Genomic DNA, 13,625 nt, shown 5'->3' on the forward strand with positions numbered 1-13,625 from the left:
TGCTCCAGCCAAATTTTGAGATGGGAGTTTTACTGCCCGTTAACGCGGGATAAAGGAGTGATTTCTATGCTTAAAGTGAATGAAGATGATTTCACCTATCGCTTCGGTGATAACGGGCCTAAATATTTAATACAAGGTCCAAATATCGATCTTGGCCTAGTCGTTATTCAGCCTGGACAAGAGTTTCAAAATCACTATCATACAACGTGCGAAGAAGTCTTCTATGCGTTAGAAGGCGAAATAGATTTCTATGTAAATAACGAAAGAATTCCAATAAAACAAGGAGATGTCTTGCAAGTTCGCCCTCATGAATCTCACTATCTTATTAACCATTCCGATAAGCCTTTTAAAGCTGTTTTTATAAAGTCACCACATTTACCAAATAAAGATACAGTGCAAACTGAAAATCCAACATTAACGAAGGAGTGATTTCGAATGACTTGGGGATTTAAAAATCGATTAAACACAATTTTACCTGATGGCAGAGCGGTTATGCTAGCGATAGATCACGGTTACTTTTTAGGACCAATTCACGGACTTGAACAACCGTTAGAAACAGTTAAAAACTTACTTCCATATACAGACTCCCTCTTTTTAACACGAGGTGTACTCAGCTCCTGTATACCTGAAAATTGCAGCACACCAATGGTTATGCGTGTATCAGGTGGGGCAACTGTAGTCGGTAAAGATTTAGCGAATGAAACAATTGTTACACCTGTGAAAGAAGCAGTAAAACAAAACGCAATTGGCGTCGGCGTTTCTGTTTTCGTTGGATCAGACTATGAAACACAAACTGTTTCAAATCTCGCAAACGTAGTCTCTGAAGCTCACGATTACGGCCTGCCAGTACTCGGTATTACCGCCGTTGCGAAAGAACTACAAAAACGTGAAGCTCGCTTTTTGGCACTCGCCTCCCGCGTATGTGCTGAAATGGGAGCTGACATTATTAAAACTTACTACTGCGAAGGATTCGAAAAAATCACGAGCACATGCCCTGCTCCAGTCGTAATCGCGGGCGGCCCAAAACTAGATTCAATCGAAGACGCATTAAACATTACTTACAATGCGCTGCAAGAAGGTGCAATTGGAGTAGACATGGGCCGAAACATATGGCAATCCGAACATCCAGCTGCGATGATTCAAGCAATTCATGGCATTGTGAAAAATAGATTGAATGTGAAAGAGGCGCTGGAACTATATAATGATGTGAAAAATTAAGGTGAAAAGATGGACCGTTTATTATAACGGGTTCAGTTAAGAGGAGTAAAACTTGTTTTGACACTCAAACTACACAAGGAAAAGGATGGCACTTGCCATCCTTTTTGACATACATTGAACTTTTATTGTTTTCAAGTTTCCTTCTTCGACTAACGAGCCAAAAATTTTAATCAACCTTTAACTTTATAGCTTTTGTAGTAATAAAAGTTTTAATATGCTTATCTAATATCCTTGTTCCACCAAAATCATCCTCGTAAAAACCCGTTATAACAAAACCAGCTTCAACTTGACCTTGGATTTGATCTTCTAGAGTATGTGCGTATTCTATTGTTTGATTTAAATTAATATAATCTTGAACTTCATCCTCTGTTAAATAATCCAATGTTGATGAAGGTATTGAATGTTTAACATCCAAAATACCTTTTTGTTCTTGGTTGTCATCAAAAATCCATAGTAAAGGATTTGTAAATCCAGAAATAAGAATACCTTTATTCTTTAAAACCCTTGAAATCTCATTCCATACAAGATAAACATCTTTTACAAACAAATTAGAAACAGGATTTACGACAATATCAAAATATTCATCTTCAAAATCACTAAGGTCTGACATATCTCCTTGTACTGTTTTTAAAGTTAATCCATCCCGTTCCGCTACCATTTCATCTTGTTCCAATTGCTTCTTAGATATATCAGTAACTGTTACATCTGCTCCAGCAGCAGCCAGTACTGGTGCTTGTTGCCCTCCACCTGATGCTAAACAAAGTATCTTTAATCCCTCTAATGACTTTGGAAACCAATCTCTAGGAACTGATTTTTCTGTGGTGACTGTGATTTCCCATTCACCTGATTTACTTTTTTCAATAACCTCACTACTTACAGGTTGAGTGTATCTAGAACCTTCTTCAACCTTCTTATCCCATGCATTACTGTTTTGTTGTGTAGTATCCATTATAATGATTCCTCCTAACTATCTAGTTGCATTTTAATTGTGACATTATTAACTATTTACACCCTTTTTCTATTAACCTGCCGATAGTTAATAAATGGTTTTCTATATTTATTTTAACACATAAACATCCTATTTTTCGAAATATTTAAATTAATTGATTATATTGTAAAAAACGAAAATTGTTTCAGTTATAATAAAATATGAAAACAAAATAAAGGAAAAGAGGAATGATTATGCAACGAATGCCTTTTGAACGCCCTACTGATCATTATGATGAACGCTTATCTTCTATTGATGAAAAAATTTGCTCTTTATTAAAAGAACGGAAAGAACTTTCGAATGGGAATCCGGGTTTCCCACCAGATGAAGCCATTTCTAATTGGGCAAAGCAGAACGGGTTATATCCTGATTATTTAAATTCATTATTCTCATCTATGATGGACGAAGATGAGTTTAAACCTCGCGTCGAACCGACTAAGTTTAAAAAACATATACCCGTTTTAAAAACTTATGAACATAAAGAAACTGTGTATACTGTAACCTTTATTCGTCAATATTCTAACGCTAGTGTAATTAATTTATATAAGGAATGGGATCCAAAAAACAATACACTTAATGAGAATCATACACATAGCCTTGTTGAATTATCGATAAATGATACATACGATTGCTGGGCAGAAGGATGGACTGGAACAGATGGACATGTGAGCTACCAATTTGTAGTTTCCCCTGCTCTTCCTGATAATTTGTCTGGATTAAGCTTACGATTTAAAGAGCAAAGTATGCCATTTATGAAAGATCCAGATGTGCTTGAGTTTGAAATTCGGTTAGATTAATAAATAAAGGAGCTGTCTCATAAGTCGGATTTCTGACTAAAAGATGCGTTATTTTATCCCTTTTCATCTATTTATCTAAAAGCGCGTATTTATAGCGAAAAATGAAAAGAAGATCGGAACTGAAAGGCTGATTAAGGAACTATTGGGTAGTAATAAAGTTACTCCACTAAAGGGCCAGATTGTGTAATTGGAATATGATTAATAGAGAAGCAGAATGTTTTATACTAATGTAGAATGCTTATCTTGAATCTTTGCGAAAGGAATGTCTATATATGTCTAAAATGGTTAACATGCTTTCTATTTTATGGCTCCTCAAAACGAGAAAACAATTGACTGCTAAGGAATTAGCAGAGGAATTAGAAATCAGTATTCGTACGGTGTACCGCTATATTGATGCTCTGTGTGCAAGTGGAGTACCAATTATTTCAGATGCAGGGCATAATGGTGGGTACAGTTTACTGAATGAGTTTACAAAGGCACCCTTGTTTTTTAATTTGGATGAGCAGAAAGCGCTTGTCCATGCTGCAAAATTTGCAATAGATGCAGGGTATCCCTTTAGTGAAGCACTAGATACATCAATTTTTAAATTGAAAATGTATACAAATGAGGAACAATTGAATCATATCAATCGTCATTTAAGAGGGTTTGAAGTCATCCATCCTACTGTCGAACCCTCTTTGAAATCTATTCTTCAAGATTTAGAAATTTCTGTTGCCGAAAGTTATAGGTTATTTATTGTTTATCGTAAGGGTGGAGAAATCGAACCTCAATCACGTCATATTGATCCTTATGGTCTTGTTTATTGGAAAGGCAAGTGGTACACAGTTGCTTATTGCCATCTGCGTAAAGAAATTCGAAGTTTTCGAATCGATCGTATTCAATCATTATCCAGAACAGATAAAAAATTTGATCGGCCCTTGGAATTTTCAGCGCGTTCTTTCTTTCTAAAAGACATTTTACCTGATTCAAACCAACTTAAAGAACTCATTTCTGTCCGTATCCAAGGCATGCCACATGCGCTTGATGATTTATGTCAGCATTGGTTATTTAACCATGCTTTAATAGAACGAAAAAACAATCAAGCCCTTTTTAAGGTTGATATAGAGTCTATTCATACTTTTGTACCTTACCTCCTTCTCCCTTATGGTAAATCTATTAGCATTCTGGAACCAACTTTATTACAAGAAAGATTAGCAACTATCAGCTTTGAATTATTCAATCATTATAAAAACCCTTCACTTCACTGACCGTAATTGTCAGTGAAGTTTTTTTATAATGTACATGTAGCGAATTAAATTTTTAGGAGGCATAAAAATCATGAAGAATTTGATGTATGAATTTTATATTGCAGGCTCACCAGAGGCAGTTTGGAAGGCATTGATTTCTCCTGAGGGCACAAAACAAATTTATTATGGGTCCATCATTCGATCTACATTTCAAGTGGGCGATCTCTTGGAATATGTAGGTCCTGGATTAGATGGAAATGAAACGGTGCATGTATACGGAAACGTATTGGAATATGAACCAAATCAGTTACTTCGATTTACTCACTATCCTGGAAAGTCTTATATGAAAGATGATCGTGCATTTGAGTCAAGAATTTCTTATATTCTAAAGCCTATTGGATCATGCACGAAATTAATACTAATTCATGACCAATGGAAAGAAGATGATCCTTATTATGAGAACAGCAACAAGGCCTGGTGGATGATATTAAATAATACAAAGACTTTAGTAGAAACAGGAAGTACACTAGACTTTGGTGAAATCTCATAGGTCCATCATAAATGATTTAACAGAAAGAAAATATTGGATTTCAGCTCCTGAACGAATTTGTATTTTAAGAATTATGTTTTTTGGCCTAGCTCACTGATTGTGAAGTAAATAACTTAAATGTGACTTAAAAAACTTAACCGTGACCTAGAATTTTTCTATATAACTGATTTCTTTGAGAAAATGATTAAACTTTTTTATAACACCATAACTGAAAACTGCTAGAGAATAATCCATTTTAATTAATCTCTTTTCAAAATGGATTATTCTTATTTACCATATAATATGGGTTTGTGGAGTGTTTTTGATTAAACTTTATTTCAAGCCAACACATTGATACCTCCATATTTCCCCTATTATTTACCTTAACTAAAAAAACAGCTAGTTAACCTGTTAAATGAGAGTAGTTCAAATGATTAAATTTAGCTTTTTGAATAACGAGCATTATGATAACAAGCCCCTTTCCAAACTGGATAAGGGGCTATATATACACCTTCAAAGAATTATTCTTGATGAGTGCCATTCAGTTTTGAGACTTTCTTACCATCTCTATAGTCAAGGCAAGATACTTCAATTAACAATCCATTAAACATTGTAAAATAAAAACCATAACTACTACCTCTCATTGAATACGGTTCCTTGTCTATTTCAATGCCACCAGCTACTAAACGATTATATGATTGATCAACTTCACTTGAAGTTTCCACTAAAAAACCAATATGAAAAGCTTCAGGATACATAACTTCCTTATTCCCCTTAAATGCTTTTGGATCACTTAGCACAAGTATAAATCCACTCTCATCACTCATTACTACAAGTGCCTTTCCCTTTTGCTCCAAAAATTGAAAATCAAAAAATGTTTCAAAGAAATGTCTAGCTTCTGATAAATCATCAACACATAGATTCATATGATTTAACCTCATTTACTCATCTCCATTTAAGCAGAGGGTATATATACTCATATTGATAACACTTACATATGTAAAGAAAGATATACCGTCTAAGACTTTTTTATAGTCTTATGCTTTTTCCTATAGCTTAGAACGTTTTTCGAAATGAATGCAATCATATGAAAAATTCGACATGGAGTATCGATTTACCTATATAAGTTGACAAGTGTTATAGCCATATTATTTATTCTCCAAATTAAGTAAAATCCACTCAATCAAGAAAACTGCTGAAGAGATACGCTCTGTCGTATCACCTAAAAACAATTTATTTATAAAACCTGCAAAATTCGTCGGTACTTTAGATAATGTTTCAATATATTTCAAAGCAGATCCAGCTGGAGGTGTTGGTCTGTTATTAATAGCCCATATTCCCTCTAGCAATGTCCACATTGATGTGTGAACTATGTATGAAGCTTTTAACTCATCGTTTGCTTTCAAAGCAGCCTGAATTTTAATAAGCGAACTATGTAACCAATGAGAAATGCCTTTTACTTTATCACTAGAAACAGAATAATTTTCATATTTATGTTGAGCTATTTCCTTTAACCTTTTCAACTCACCGTTACTATCAAATAAAATTTCTCCTTCTAGAAAAGAGTATAATTCCATTGGATTATTTTTAAAGTTTAATTGAATTCTATTAAAATCTGCATACTTATATTCAATTAAAATACCTTCTCTCTTTTCAGAATGAAAATCTTTCTTTTGTCCATTCTCTAAAAGAACGTATAAATCTAAATCGGATTCGGGGTATGCGTCACCTCTTGCTATAGATCCGATGAGCATTAATCCACACTCTTCATTCCTAGCTATATATTCATTTAGAATTTTATGTACTAACTCTTTATGGTTTTCATATGTAATAAATGAAAGATTTTCTATCATTTTTATCCTCCAAAGTTATTGAGCACGTAATAGAATTCCTATAAGAATATATCGATATTTCTCAGTTTCTAAAATACGCAAACACCTTTTAAACGATATTGAATTATATTTTTTCTCATACATTTCCATTATAAACACTGCTAATTTTTACATACCTAGCTCTATTTTATTTTCACATACTTGTGAAATGCTTAGTCACATTGCTTACTATTAATTCTTTGTGCAATTGGGTGATCATCCTTTAGTTGCAACAGATCCCATAAATTCCCGTATAAATCCTTAAATACTGCAACAATTCCGTATGATTGCTCTTTCGGTTCTCTCACAAATTCTATTCCTCTTGAAATCATTTCATTATAATCTCTCCAAAAATCGTCAGTATTTAAGAAAAGAAATACTCTACCGCCTGATTGGTTACCAATAAAGGGCTCTTGCTCAGGTTTAGATGCCCTAGCTAGTAATATTGTTGTGCCGACTGAACCTGGAGGAGATACCACTACCCACCGTTTGTTTTCTTCTGGCTGATAAATATCTTCAACTAATGTGAAATTTAGTTTCTTTGTATAAAACTCTATTGCCTCGTCATAGTCTTTTACTACTAATGCAATATGAACTATCGATTGAACCATTATTGTCCCTCCTAATCTTACTCACTAATCGAGTTTATATTATAACATTTCTAGTTTTAACCTGTCCGTTAATTCTTCTTACATCGCATGCGAATCATTCTCTTTATTCAATATAAATAACCATCTATCAGTAAGCAGATAGATGGTTATTTATTCGAAAAAATATAATTAAACAAATGTATTTTTACGACTGTTGATAAGCCGATTTCGATGATTTCACATAATAAACCCCGTGCTCAACCTTAATGATATGATCTGGTTTTGGCTTACCGCGGCCCGCTCTATGTCCAGCTAAATGCTCTTCACTCGTTTCCCAGTTTTTCCATGCTTCTTCCGATTCCCAGCGAATCATAACTACTACTTCTTCATCTCCGCGTCTTATTTTTTTAACGAGAACACTTAAGTCGATGAATCCTTCAAATTTTTCAATAATGCCTTCTCCTGTAAAACGCTCTACAACTATATCTGATGTACCTTCTTTTACTGTAAATGTTTTCGTTTCGATAAACATATATTCCACTCCCTCTTTGTAATACGAATACTAGTATTCTTCTATTATAATTGATTATGATAATTATTTTCAATTATAAAGTTTCAAATCTTTAGAATTATGCTGACTTCTCTTCAATCGCCTCATCTAAAAATTTGAAATACGGAAGCAATATTCCTATTAAAGAAGTGACACATATAATCGAGCCAATGATAAAGTATAGTACTCTCACTCCCCACATTTCACTCAGTATTCCCCCTAATAACACACCTAATGGCATTGCCGATCGTATGAAAAATAATCGCACTGAAAATACTTTTCCTATCATATTATTTGGGACAGTTTGTTGGCATATCGTCGTATTATGAACATTGAAAAATGAAATACAAATACCAGCAATTACCTCGATTACAATCGCAATAATAATACTATTATTTAAACCTAGTGAAATGTAAGTAAGGCCCCCTACGAATAATCCTCCAAGCATAAGTAATCTACGGCTTCTATACTTCACTTTCCCAACTAACATGGAACCAACTACATAGCCAAGTGGGAATCCTGCCATAAAATAACCGTATTCAGCATACCCTGCCGATAGTTCGTCTTTAATATAAGGAAGATTCGTAACCATCGTTACTCCTACTCCAAATTGAACGAATGTTAGAAAGATACCAAGCCAAACGATAACTGGTTTTGTGAAAAAGTATGTAAAGCCGTGAAGAAACTGCTCTAGCCACGTTTTTCGAAGTTCTTGCTGTACCCTCTTTTCTTTTATGAAAAGCAATAATCCTCCGCTTATAAATAAACACATACATACGAAAGATAGCGTAAGTTCGATTCCAATAAATTTAATGACGATACCACCTATTACTGGCGCGAGAAACATCATAAGACGAGTCATTCCATCAATATACGCATTCGCGTCTTGAAGCTGCTCTTTATTCACAACAGTTGGTGTAATCGCTTGGCTCGCAGGGGTATAAAGAGGCGTAATGAGACCAACTATAATTTGGACAACGTAAATGTGCCAAACTTCTATACCGCTAGTAACTAGCATCACCAAAGGCAGTAAGAAAACAGATGCCCGCATCCATTGCGAAAAAATCATAATCCACTTTCGGCTCCATTTATCAATAAATGGGCCACTTATAAGTTGCAGTATGAGAGAAGGAATTAGATATAGTAACCACATACTGCTTAATGCTGTTTTCGATCCTGTTAACTCATATACAAGAATTGAATTACATAACGTCCCGAAAGCCCCGCCTAATTCTGAAATTGCACTACCAATCCACATATAAAAGAATGAACGGTTTTTCAATACACTTTTCACTATAGCTCACCAACTTTTCTATTAAATTCCTCCCTTTATGTACATTCTCGTTGTATATTATCTATTCAAAAATGCATCTAATTCTTTCGCTAAAGACTGCACTGCTTTCTTTCTCAATACATATTTCCCGTCTTGAATATCAACTAACTTTGCTGAACGTAACAATTTCAAATGATGATGTACTGTCGATTTTCCTAGTTGTAATCTTTCCGTTATTTCTTGCAGCGTACGCTCTTGTTCAAAGAGTAGTTTTACAATACGAAGCCTTGCCTCGTCCCCGAGCGCCTTATGTTTATGAACTAAAAAATAACTCGGCTCATACGGATCTTCTGGATGTATACTTTCATTTGCGACTGGATAATGAAACACTTTCGTATCTTCAATATCAGCTTCTATGTTCCACGGTCTGTATGTAATTTGCGGGATAAGAAGTACGTGATGAACACTTGGCTCTGGCATATATGTAACGCCACCTGTTGCCCACTCTACAAACTCTTCCGGTTGCATCTTTTTATTCATTTCATTTTTCGCTTCATAATCTCGCTCTAGTATAGAAACAATTTCTTCTGCCTCTTTTTTAACAACACTGTCATACCACCCTGTCATAACGGCAATTAAATGCGTTTTTAGTTCACGCACATCGGCATGACATACAAACTCTATATACGTAGAGAAAAACTGATGATCATGTGTCAGCTCCTTTAGTTCGTGTATTACAGATGCTTCTCCGCTTGCGGCTAAACGTCTTTTTTCTTGATGGATTTCTCCTAAAAACGGTAAGCACACATATTTAAAATCTACTTCCGATAGCGAATTGATATTATGAATAAACTGAGTTAAATCCGTAAAATCTCCATCATACAGTAACTGAAGCAACGCTTTCCACGTATTATGCCTCTCGACAAATTGTAAATGTTCTATCATTTCATGAGGTAACGATTTTCTAATTTCTTCCCATTCACTTTGAGTCTTTTCAAGAGTATCGATTAACCTCTTATGAGTAATTGCCGCAATGCCAAGTGCGCATTCGAAAAGTATCGAATACTTCATTTCAACGTTGTACGTTTCCCTCTTTCTACTCGTCACGTGAAAGACTTCCATTTTATCCCCTCCTTATTTGCTATGTATTTAATTCTATTTTTATCGAATTATACCTTCTAATTTTTTAGAATTTTAAAACTTTCTGAAATTTTATATTGCTACAAGTTTTAAATTTAAGCTGCAGTTAATTTTCTTGTTCAACTATGAGGCAGGTTTATTGAAGAGAAAGGAGAATTTATTACGTTTATAAAAATGATTTTGAAAGCATAAGTTTATTTTTGCAATTGCTACAACGGCGCCGTATTGTTCTTTTAGAAACTTCCAAACATCAATCAGATGATAAGTAGGTACGTTTCTACCTAATTTCTCTAACACTTATTGCCGGTCTATCTCATAGTTAAGGAGGCTATACGAATGAGTAAAAAAGAAATGTTGCAAAATGGAGTCAAGCAAGTTTTTTACGAAGAAGAATGGTACCCACCGATATCAGAAGCGTTAAAGAATCTTACCGCTGCACAAGCATGTTGGCACCCAGAAGGAAAGGCCAGTAATACGATTTGGGAAAATGCAAACCATTTACTAACCTTTAAAGAGCGCTTACTTTCCCGCTTACATCAAGATGACACATTTGTTGCTCCACAAAATAATGATGACACGTTTTTCCAAGGTGGACCTAATGATGATGATGCTTGGCAACAAACAGTGAAGCGAACACTCCAAGTACATGATGCCTTACAATCTTCATTAACATCCCTTCAAGAAGCAGAACTGGATCAACCAAGTCCGTCTCTACCAGTTTGGCAACAATATATGAATATCCTATTGCACGATGCATATCATACAGGTCAAATTATACAACTTCGTAAACTCCAAGGTTCATGGCCATCTCATCGTTCATATTTATAAGCAATGATTAAAGATGATAGATAAGCATATGATTCTACATTTAGCAAAATAAGTACAAAAAAAGCAAATGAGTTTCTAACTCTCATTTGCCTTTTTGCGTGCTGGAGAAACATCCTGCAATGAATTATTAAGCTTAATTAATATTCAACAAATAATGTTCAATGGATAAAGTAAAACTTTAATTAGACATTTCCGGGCCATTATCTCCCGACTAACTTCCTCGCATTCGCCGCTTATCAATTCATCTGCGCATCGTTCAATATCCCAATTATTTCACTTAACATTTCTTCTGTAAAAGCACCTGCGCTAAAGTTCACTAATGCTCGTAATGGCATATAGTTCAGCATAGCGTCCATCATTTCAGAGGCATCACTATCCCCTTCAGTCATACTACCAAACGGACTGTCTTTTAATGCTTTTTCCATAAGCCCTTTTGCGATTGGTGCTAAGATTGGGTCCGTAAATATGTCCCCAAGTAACGTATTACGATGCACTGTTTTTTGAATTATAGCTGTTGATTGAACATACATACTATCGTGTAAAACAATCTCTCTTGAAGACTTTCCTACTAAAATCTCAAATTCACCTGTTTCAACATGCCAGTCCTTCAATTCAACATTATAATAAGCAAATGATCTTTTATTTAAAGTAAAGTTAACCGTTTTTTCTTCTCCCGGCTGCAATTCTACTTTTTCAAATCCTTTTAATTCTTTTTCAGGACGAATCATTGTACTTTCAACATCTTTTATATAGAGTTGAACAATTTCTTTCCCTGCTATACTGCCAGTATTTTTCACGTTCACACTGATAGAAACAGTGTCCGTATCCGTTATCTCTTTCTTATTTATTGAAAGATTACTATACTCAAAATTTGTATAGCTTAATCCAAAACCAAATGGGAACAACGGTTCAATATTTTTCGCATCGTAGTAACGGTATCCGACGAACACACCTTCTTTGTATTCCACTTTGTCCCCTTCACCAGGGAAGTTTAAGTAAGAAGGATTATCGCTTAACACTTTCGGGAATGTTTCCGCTAATTTCCCGCTTGGATTCGCATCACCAAATAATATATCGGCAATCGCCCCGCCTAATGCTTGGCCACCTAAATAGCCTTCAAGTATTCCTTTTACTTTACCTATCCATGGCACTTCAATTGGAGCACCGTTACTTAAAACTACAACGACATTACTTTGAACTTCAGCGATAGCCTCAATTAATTGCACATGATTTTCTGGCATTTGTAAATGTTTTCGATCAAAGCCTTCAGATTCATAACGATCTGGAAGTCCAACGAAAAGGACCGCTGTATCTGCTCGCTCTGCTATTTTTTTTGCTTCATTAACCATGCTTTCATTTACATCATCACTGGCAATGTCATAGCCTTGGGCAAATAATATGTTCGTTTTTTCACCTGATACCGTTTCAATTTCTTCGAGAATACTTTCAAGATTTGTTGGATTAATATGAGAGCTTCCGCCACCTTGAAAACGTGGTTGCTTTGCAAATCCTCCAATTACTGCTACCGTTCCCTCTTTTTTCAGCGGAAGAATGGAAGCTTCATTTTGTAACATAACCATACTTTCACTTGCAACTTCTCTTGCAAGCTGATGATGTGCGTCCTTACTATACACAGCGTTTTCTAATTGGTTATCATAAGCCTTAAAAATAATGTAAAGAAGACGCTCTGCTGCTTGATCAAGCTTTTCTACAGCTAGCTCACCACAGTTAACTGCGTCGACAATTTTCTTCTCACCAATTCCAAAGCTTGAAGGCATTTCTAACTCCAAACCGTTCGCTAGACTTGCAACACGCTCATTTACTGCACCCCAATCAGAAACAACAAAACCTTCAAATCCCCATTCATCTTTTAAAATATCATTTAATAAATAGTTATTTTCCGAAGCGTATTCACCATTCACTTTGTTGTAAGCGCTCATTACTGTCCAAGGCTGTGCTTCCTTAATAACATCTTCAAAGCTAGCAAGATAGATTTCACGCAATGTTCTTTCATCAACAATTGCATCTACTGACATTCTGCGATGCTCCTGATTATTAGCAGCGAAATGTTTTAATGACGTTCCAACCCCTTGACTTTGTACGCCTTTAACATGGTTTGCAGCCATTTGTGATGATAAATACGGGTCCTCTGAAAAATATTCAAAGTTTCTTCCGCATAACGGCGAACGTTTTATATTTGCACCTGGTCCAAGGAGAACTCCTACATTTTCAGCCTGACATTCTTCTCCTAATGCAACTCCTACTTGTTTTATTAATTCTTTATTCCATGTACTTGCTAATCCTACTGCTGAAGGGAAACAAGTCGCTGGAATACTGTTATAAATCCCTAAGTGATCTGCTCCCTCTGCCTGTTTTCTAAGTCCGTGTGGTCCATCAGTTACCATAATTGAAGGAATTCCTAATCGCTCAATCCCTTTTGTATTCCAAAAGTCTAATCCAGAACATAGACTTGCCTTTTCTTCTAATGTCATTTGTGAAATGATTTTCTTAATATCCCTTTTCATGATAGCCCTCCTAAAAAATAATTAAGTAAACGTTTTCTTAATGTCATTATAGTTATTATTTTTTAGATGTTATGGTATATTTTTTAGAAT

The 13,625-nt window shown here is 35.1% G+C and carries 14 protein-coding genes; 6 read left to right on the forward strand and 8 right to left on the reverse strand.

Going from position 1 to position 13,625, the window contains the following annotated elements; all coding sequences use genetic code 11:
* Positions 1-66: 66 nt before the first annotated feature.
* The gene (locus MR155_RS10185; protein WP_002147097.1) at positions 67-429 is read left to right on the forward strand and encodes a cupin domain-containing protein; all 363 of its coding nucleotides are present in this window, start codon (positions 67-69) and stop codon (positions 427-429) included.
* Between the two features lie 6 nt (positions 430-435).
* Positions 436-1,218, forward strand: coding sequence for a 3-hydroxy-5-phosphonooxypentane-2,4-dione thiolase (lsrF, locus tag MR155_RS10190; RefSeq protein WP_242245819.1), 783 nt, complete (start codon positions 436-438; stop codon positions 1,216-1,218).
* Positions 1,219-1,384: 166 nt separating this feature from the next.
* Here the strand turns inward: lsrF and MR155_RS10195 are convergent, their stop codons facing one another.
* The gene (locus tag MR155_RS10195) at positions 1,385-2,167 is read right to left on the reverse strand and encodes a class I SAM-dependent methyltransferase (RefSeq protein WP_242309549.1); all 783 of its coding nucleotides are present in this window, start codon (positions 2,165-2,167) and stop codon (positions 1,385-1,387) included.
* Between the two features lie 233 nt (positions 2,168-2,400).
* On the opposite strand from MR155_RS10195, the gene MR155_RS10200 reads away from it, so the two are divergent.
* The 3 genes from MR155_RS10200 to MR155_RS10210 all read left to right on the forward strand — a co-directional run bounded on the left by MR155_RS10200 (position 2,401) and on the right by MR155_RS10210 (position 4,779).
* Entirely contained in the window at positions 2,401-3,003 is a 603-nt protein-coding gene (locus tag MR155_RS10200) for a chorismate mutase (RefSeq protein ID WP_207626253.1), read from the forward strand.
* 272 nt (positions 3,004-3,275) lie between these two features.
* Positions 3,276-4,250, forward strand: a complete 975-nt coding sequence (locus MR155_RS10205) for a helix-turn-helix transcriptional regulator (protein ID WP_088039627.1) — start codon at positions 3,276-3,278, stop codon at positions 4,248-4,250.
* Positions 4,251-4,320: 70 nt separating this feature from the next.
* Positions 4,321-4,779 carry an SRPBCC domain-containing protein gene (locus MR155_RS10210; RefSeq protein ID WP_002147085.1) on the forward strand — a complete coding sequence of 153 codons (459 nt, stop codon included), beginning with the start codon at positions 4,321-4,323 and terminating at the stop codon, positions 4,777-4,779.
* A 500-nt stretch (positions 4,780-5,279) separates the two neighbouring features.
* On the opposite strand, the gene MR155_RS10215 is transcribed toward MR155_RS10210, so the two are convergent.
* The 6 genes from MR155_RS10215 to MR155_RS10240 all read right to left on the reverse strand — a co-directional run bounded on the left by MR155_RS10215 (position 5,280) and on the right by MR155_RS10240 (position 10,164).
* Entirely contained in the window at positions 5,280-5,699 is a 420-nt protein-coding gene (locus MR155_RS10215; RefSeq protein WP_088039628.1) for a VOC family protein, read from the reverse strand.
* A gap of 207 nt (positions 5,700-5,906) precedes the next feature.
* Positions 5,907-6,611, reverse strand: coding sequence for a nucleotidyltransferase domain-containing protein (locus tag MR155_RS10220; protein WP_219302828.1), 705 nt, complete (start codon positions 6,609-6,611; stop codon positions 5,907-5,909).
* Between the two features lie 191 nt (positions 6,612-6,802).
* Complete coding sequence (locus MR155_RS10225; RefSeq protein WP_016091644.1) at positions 6,803-7,240, reverse strand: VOC family protein; 438 nt, start codon at positions 7,238-7,240, stop codon at positions 6,803-6,805.
* Positions 7,241-7,424: 184 nt separating this feature from the next.
* A complete protein-coding gene (locus MR155_RS10230) occupies positions 7,425-7,751 on the reverse strand; it encodes an antibiotic biosynthesis monooxygenase family protein (RefSeq protein WP_219302830.1) in 327 nt (108 codons plus the stop codon).
* A 97-nt stretch (positions 7,752-7,848) separates the two neighbouring features.
* Positions 7,849-9,063, reverse strand: a complete 1,215-nt coding sequence (locus tag MR155_RS10235; protein WP_242309551.1) for an MFS transporter — start codon at positions 9,061-9,063, stop codon at positions 7,849-7,851.
* 57 nt (positions 9,064-9,120) lie between these two features.
* Entirely contained in the window at positions 9,121-10,164 is a 1,044-nt protein-coding gene (locus tag MR155_RS10240) for an ArsR/SmtB family transcription factor (protein ID WP_242309553.1), read from the reverse strand.
* A gap of 354 nt (positions 10,165-10,518) precedes the next feature.
* On the opposite strand from MR155_RS10240, the gene MR155_RS10245 reads away from it, so the two are divergent.
* On the forward strand, positions 10,519-11,010 hold the full coding sequence (locus tag MR155_RS10245; protein WP_219302836.1) for a DinB family protein: 492 nt from the start codon (positions 10,519-10,521) through the stop codon (positions 11,008-11,010).
* A 236-nt stretch (positions 11,011-11,246) separates the two neighbouring features.
* Here MR155_RS10245 and MR155_RS10250 read toward each other — a convergent pair whose 3' ends face one another.
* Positions 11,247-13,535: a glycoside hydrolase family 3 C-terminal domain-containing protein gene (locus tag MR155_RS10250; RefSeq protein ID WP_242309555.1), complete on the reverse strand. Its 2,289-nt coding sequence runs from the start codon at positions 13,533-13,535 to the stop codon at positions 11,247-11,249.
* Between the last annotated feature and the right edge of the window lie 90 nt (positions 13,536-13,625).

Source organism: Bacillus cereus group sp. BfR-BA-01331, from assembly GCF_022663915.1.
In the GTDB taxonomy this organism is placed as follows: Bacteria; Bacillota; Bacilli; order Bacillales; family Bacillaceae_G; genus Bacillus_A; species Bacillus_A mycoides.

Excerpts from the sequence above, each read along its gene's own strand:
- MR155_RS10185 (WP_002147097.1), top strand. The coding sequence starts at position 67 with ATGCTTAAAGTGAATGAAGATGATTTCACCTATCGCTTCGGTGATAAC.
- lsrF (WP_242245819.1), top strand. The coding sequence starts at position 436 with ATGACTTGGGGATTTAAAAATCGATTAAACACAATTTTACCTGATGGC.
- MR155_RS10195 (WP_242309549.1), bottom strand. The coding sequence starts at position 2,167 with ATGGATACTACACAACAAAACAGTAATGCATGGGATAAGAAGGTTGAA.
- MR155_RS10200 (WP_207626253.1), top strand. The coding sequence starts at position 2,401 with ATGCAACGAATGCCTTTTGAACGCCCTACTGATCATTATGATGAACGC.
- MR155_RS10205 (WP_088039627.1), top strand. The coding sequence starts at position 3,276 with ATGTCTAAAATGGTTAACATGCTTTCTATTTTATGGCTCCTCAAAACG.
- MR155_RS10210 (WP_002147085.1), top strand. The coding sequence starts at position 4,321 with ATGAAGAATTTGATGTATGAATTTTATATTGCAGGCTCACCAGAGGCA.
- MR155_RS10215 (WP_088039628.1), bottom strand. The coding sequence starts at position 5,699 with ATGAGGTTAAATCATATGAATCTATGTGTTGATGATTTATCAGAAGCT.
- MR155_RS10220 (WP_219302828.1), bottom strand. The coding sequence starts at position 6,611 with ATGATAGAAAATCTTTCATTTATTACATATGAAAACCATAAAGAGTTA.
- MR155_RS10225 (WP_016091644.1), bottom strand. The coding sequence starts at position 7,240 with ATGGTTCAATCGATAGTTCATATTGCATTAGTAGTAAAAGACTATGAC.
- MR155_RS10230 (WP_219302830.1), bottom strand. The coding sequence starts at position 7,751 with ATGTTTATCGAAACGAAAACATTTACAGTAAAAGAAGGTACATCAGAT.
- MR155_RS10240 (WP_242309553.1), bottom strand. The coding sequence starts at position 10,164 with ATGGAAGTCTTTCACGTGACGAGTAGAAAGAGGGAAACGTACAACGTT.
- MR155_RS10245 (WP_219302836.1), top strand. The coding sequence starts at position 10,519 with ATGAGTAAAAAAGAAATGTTGCAAAATGGAGTCAAGCAAGTTTTTTAC.
- MR155_RS10250 (WP_242309555.1), bottom strand. The coding sequence starts at position 13,535 with ATGAAAAGGGATATTAAGAAAATCATTTCACAAATGACATTAGAAGAA.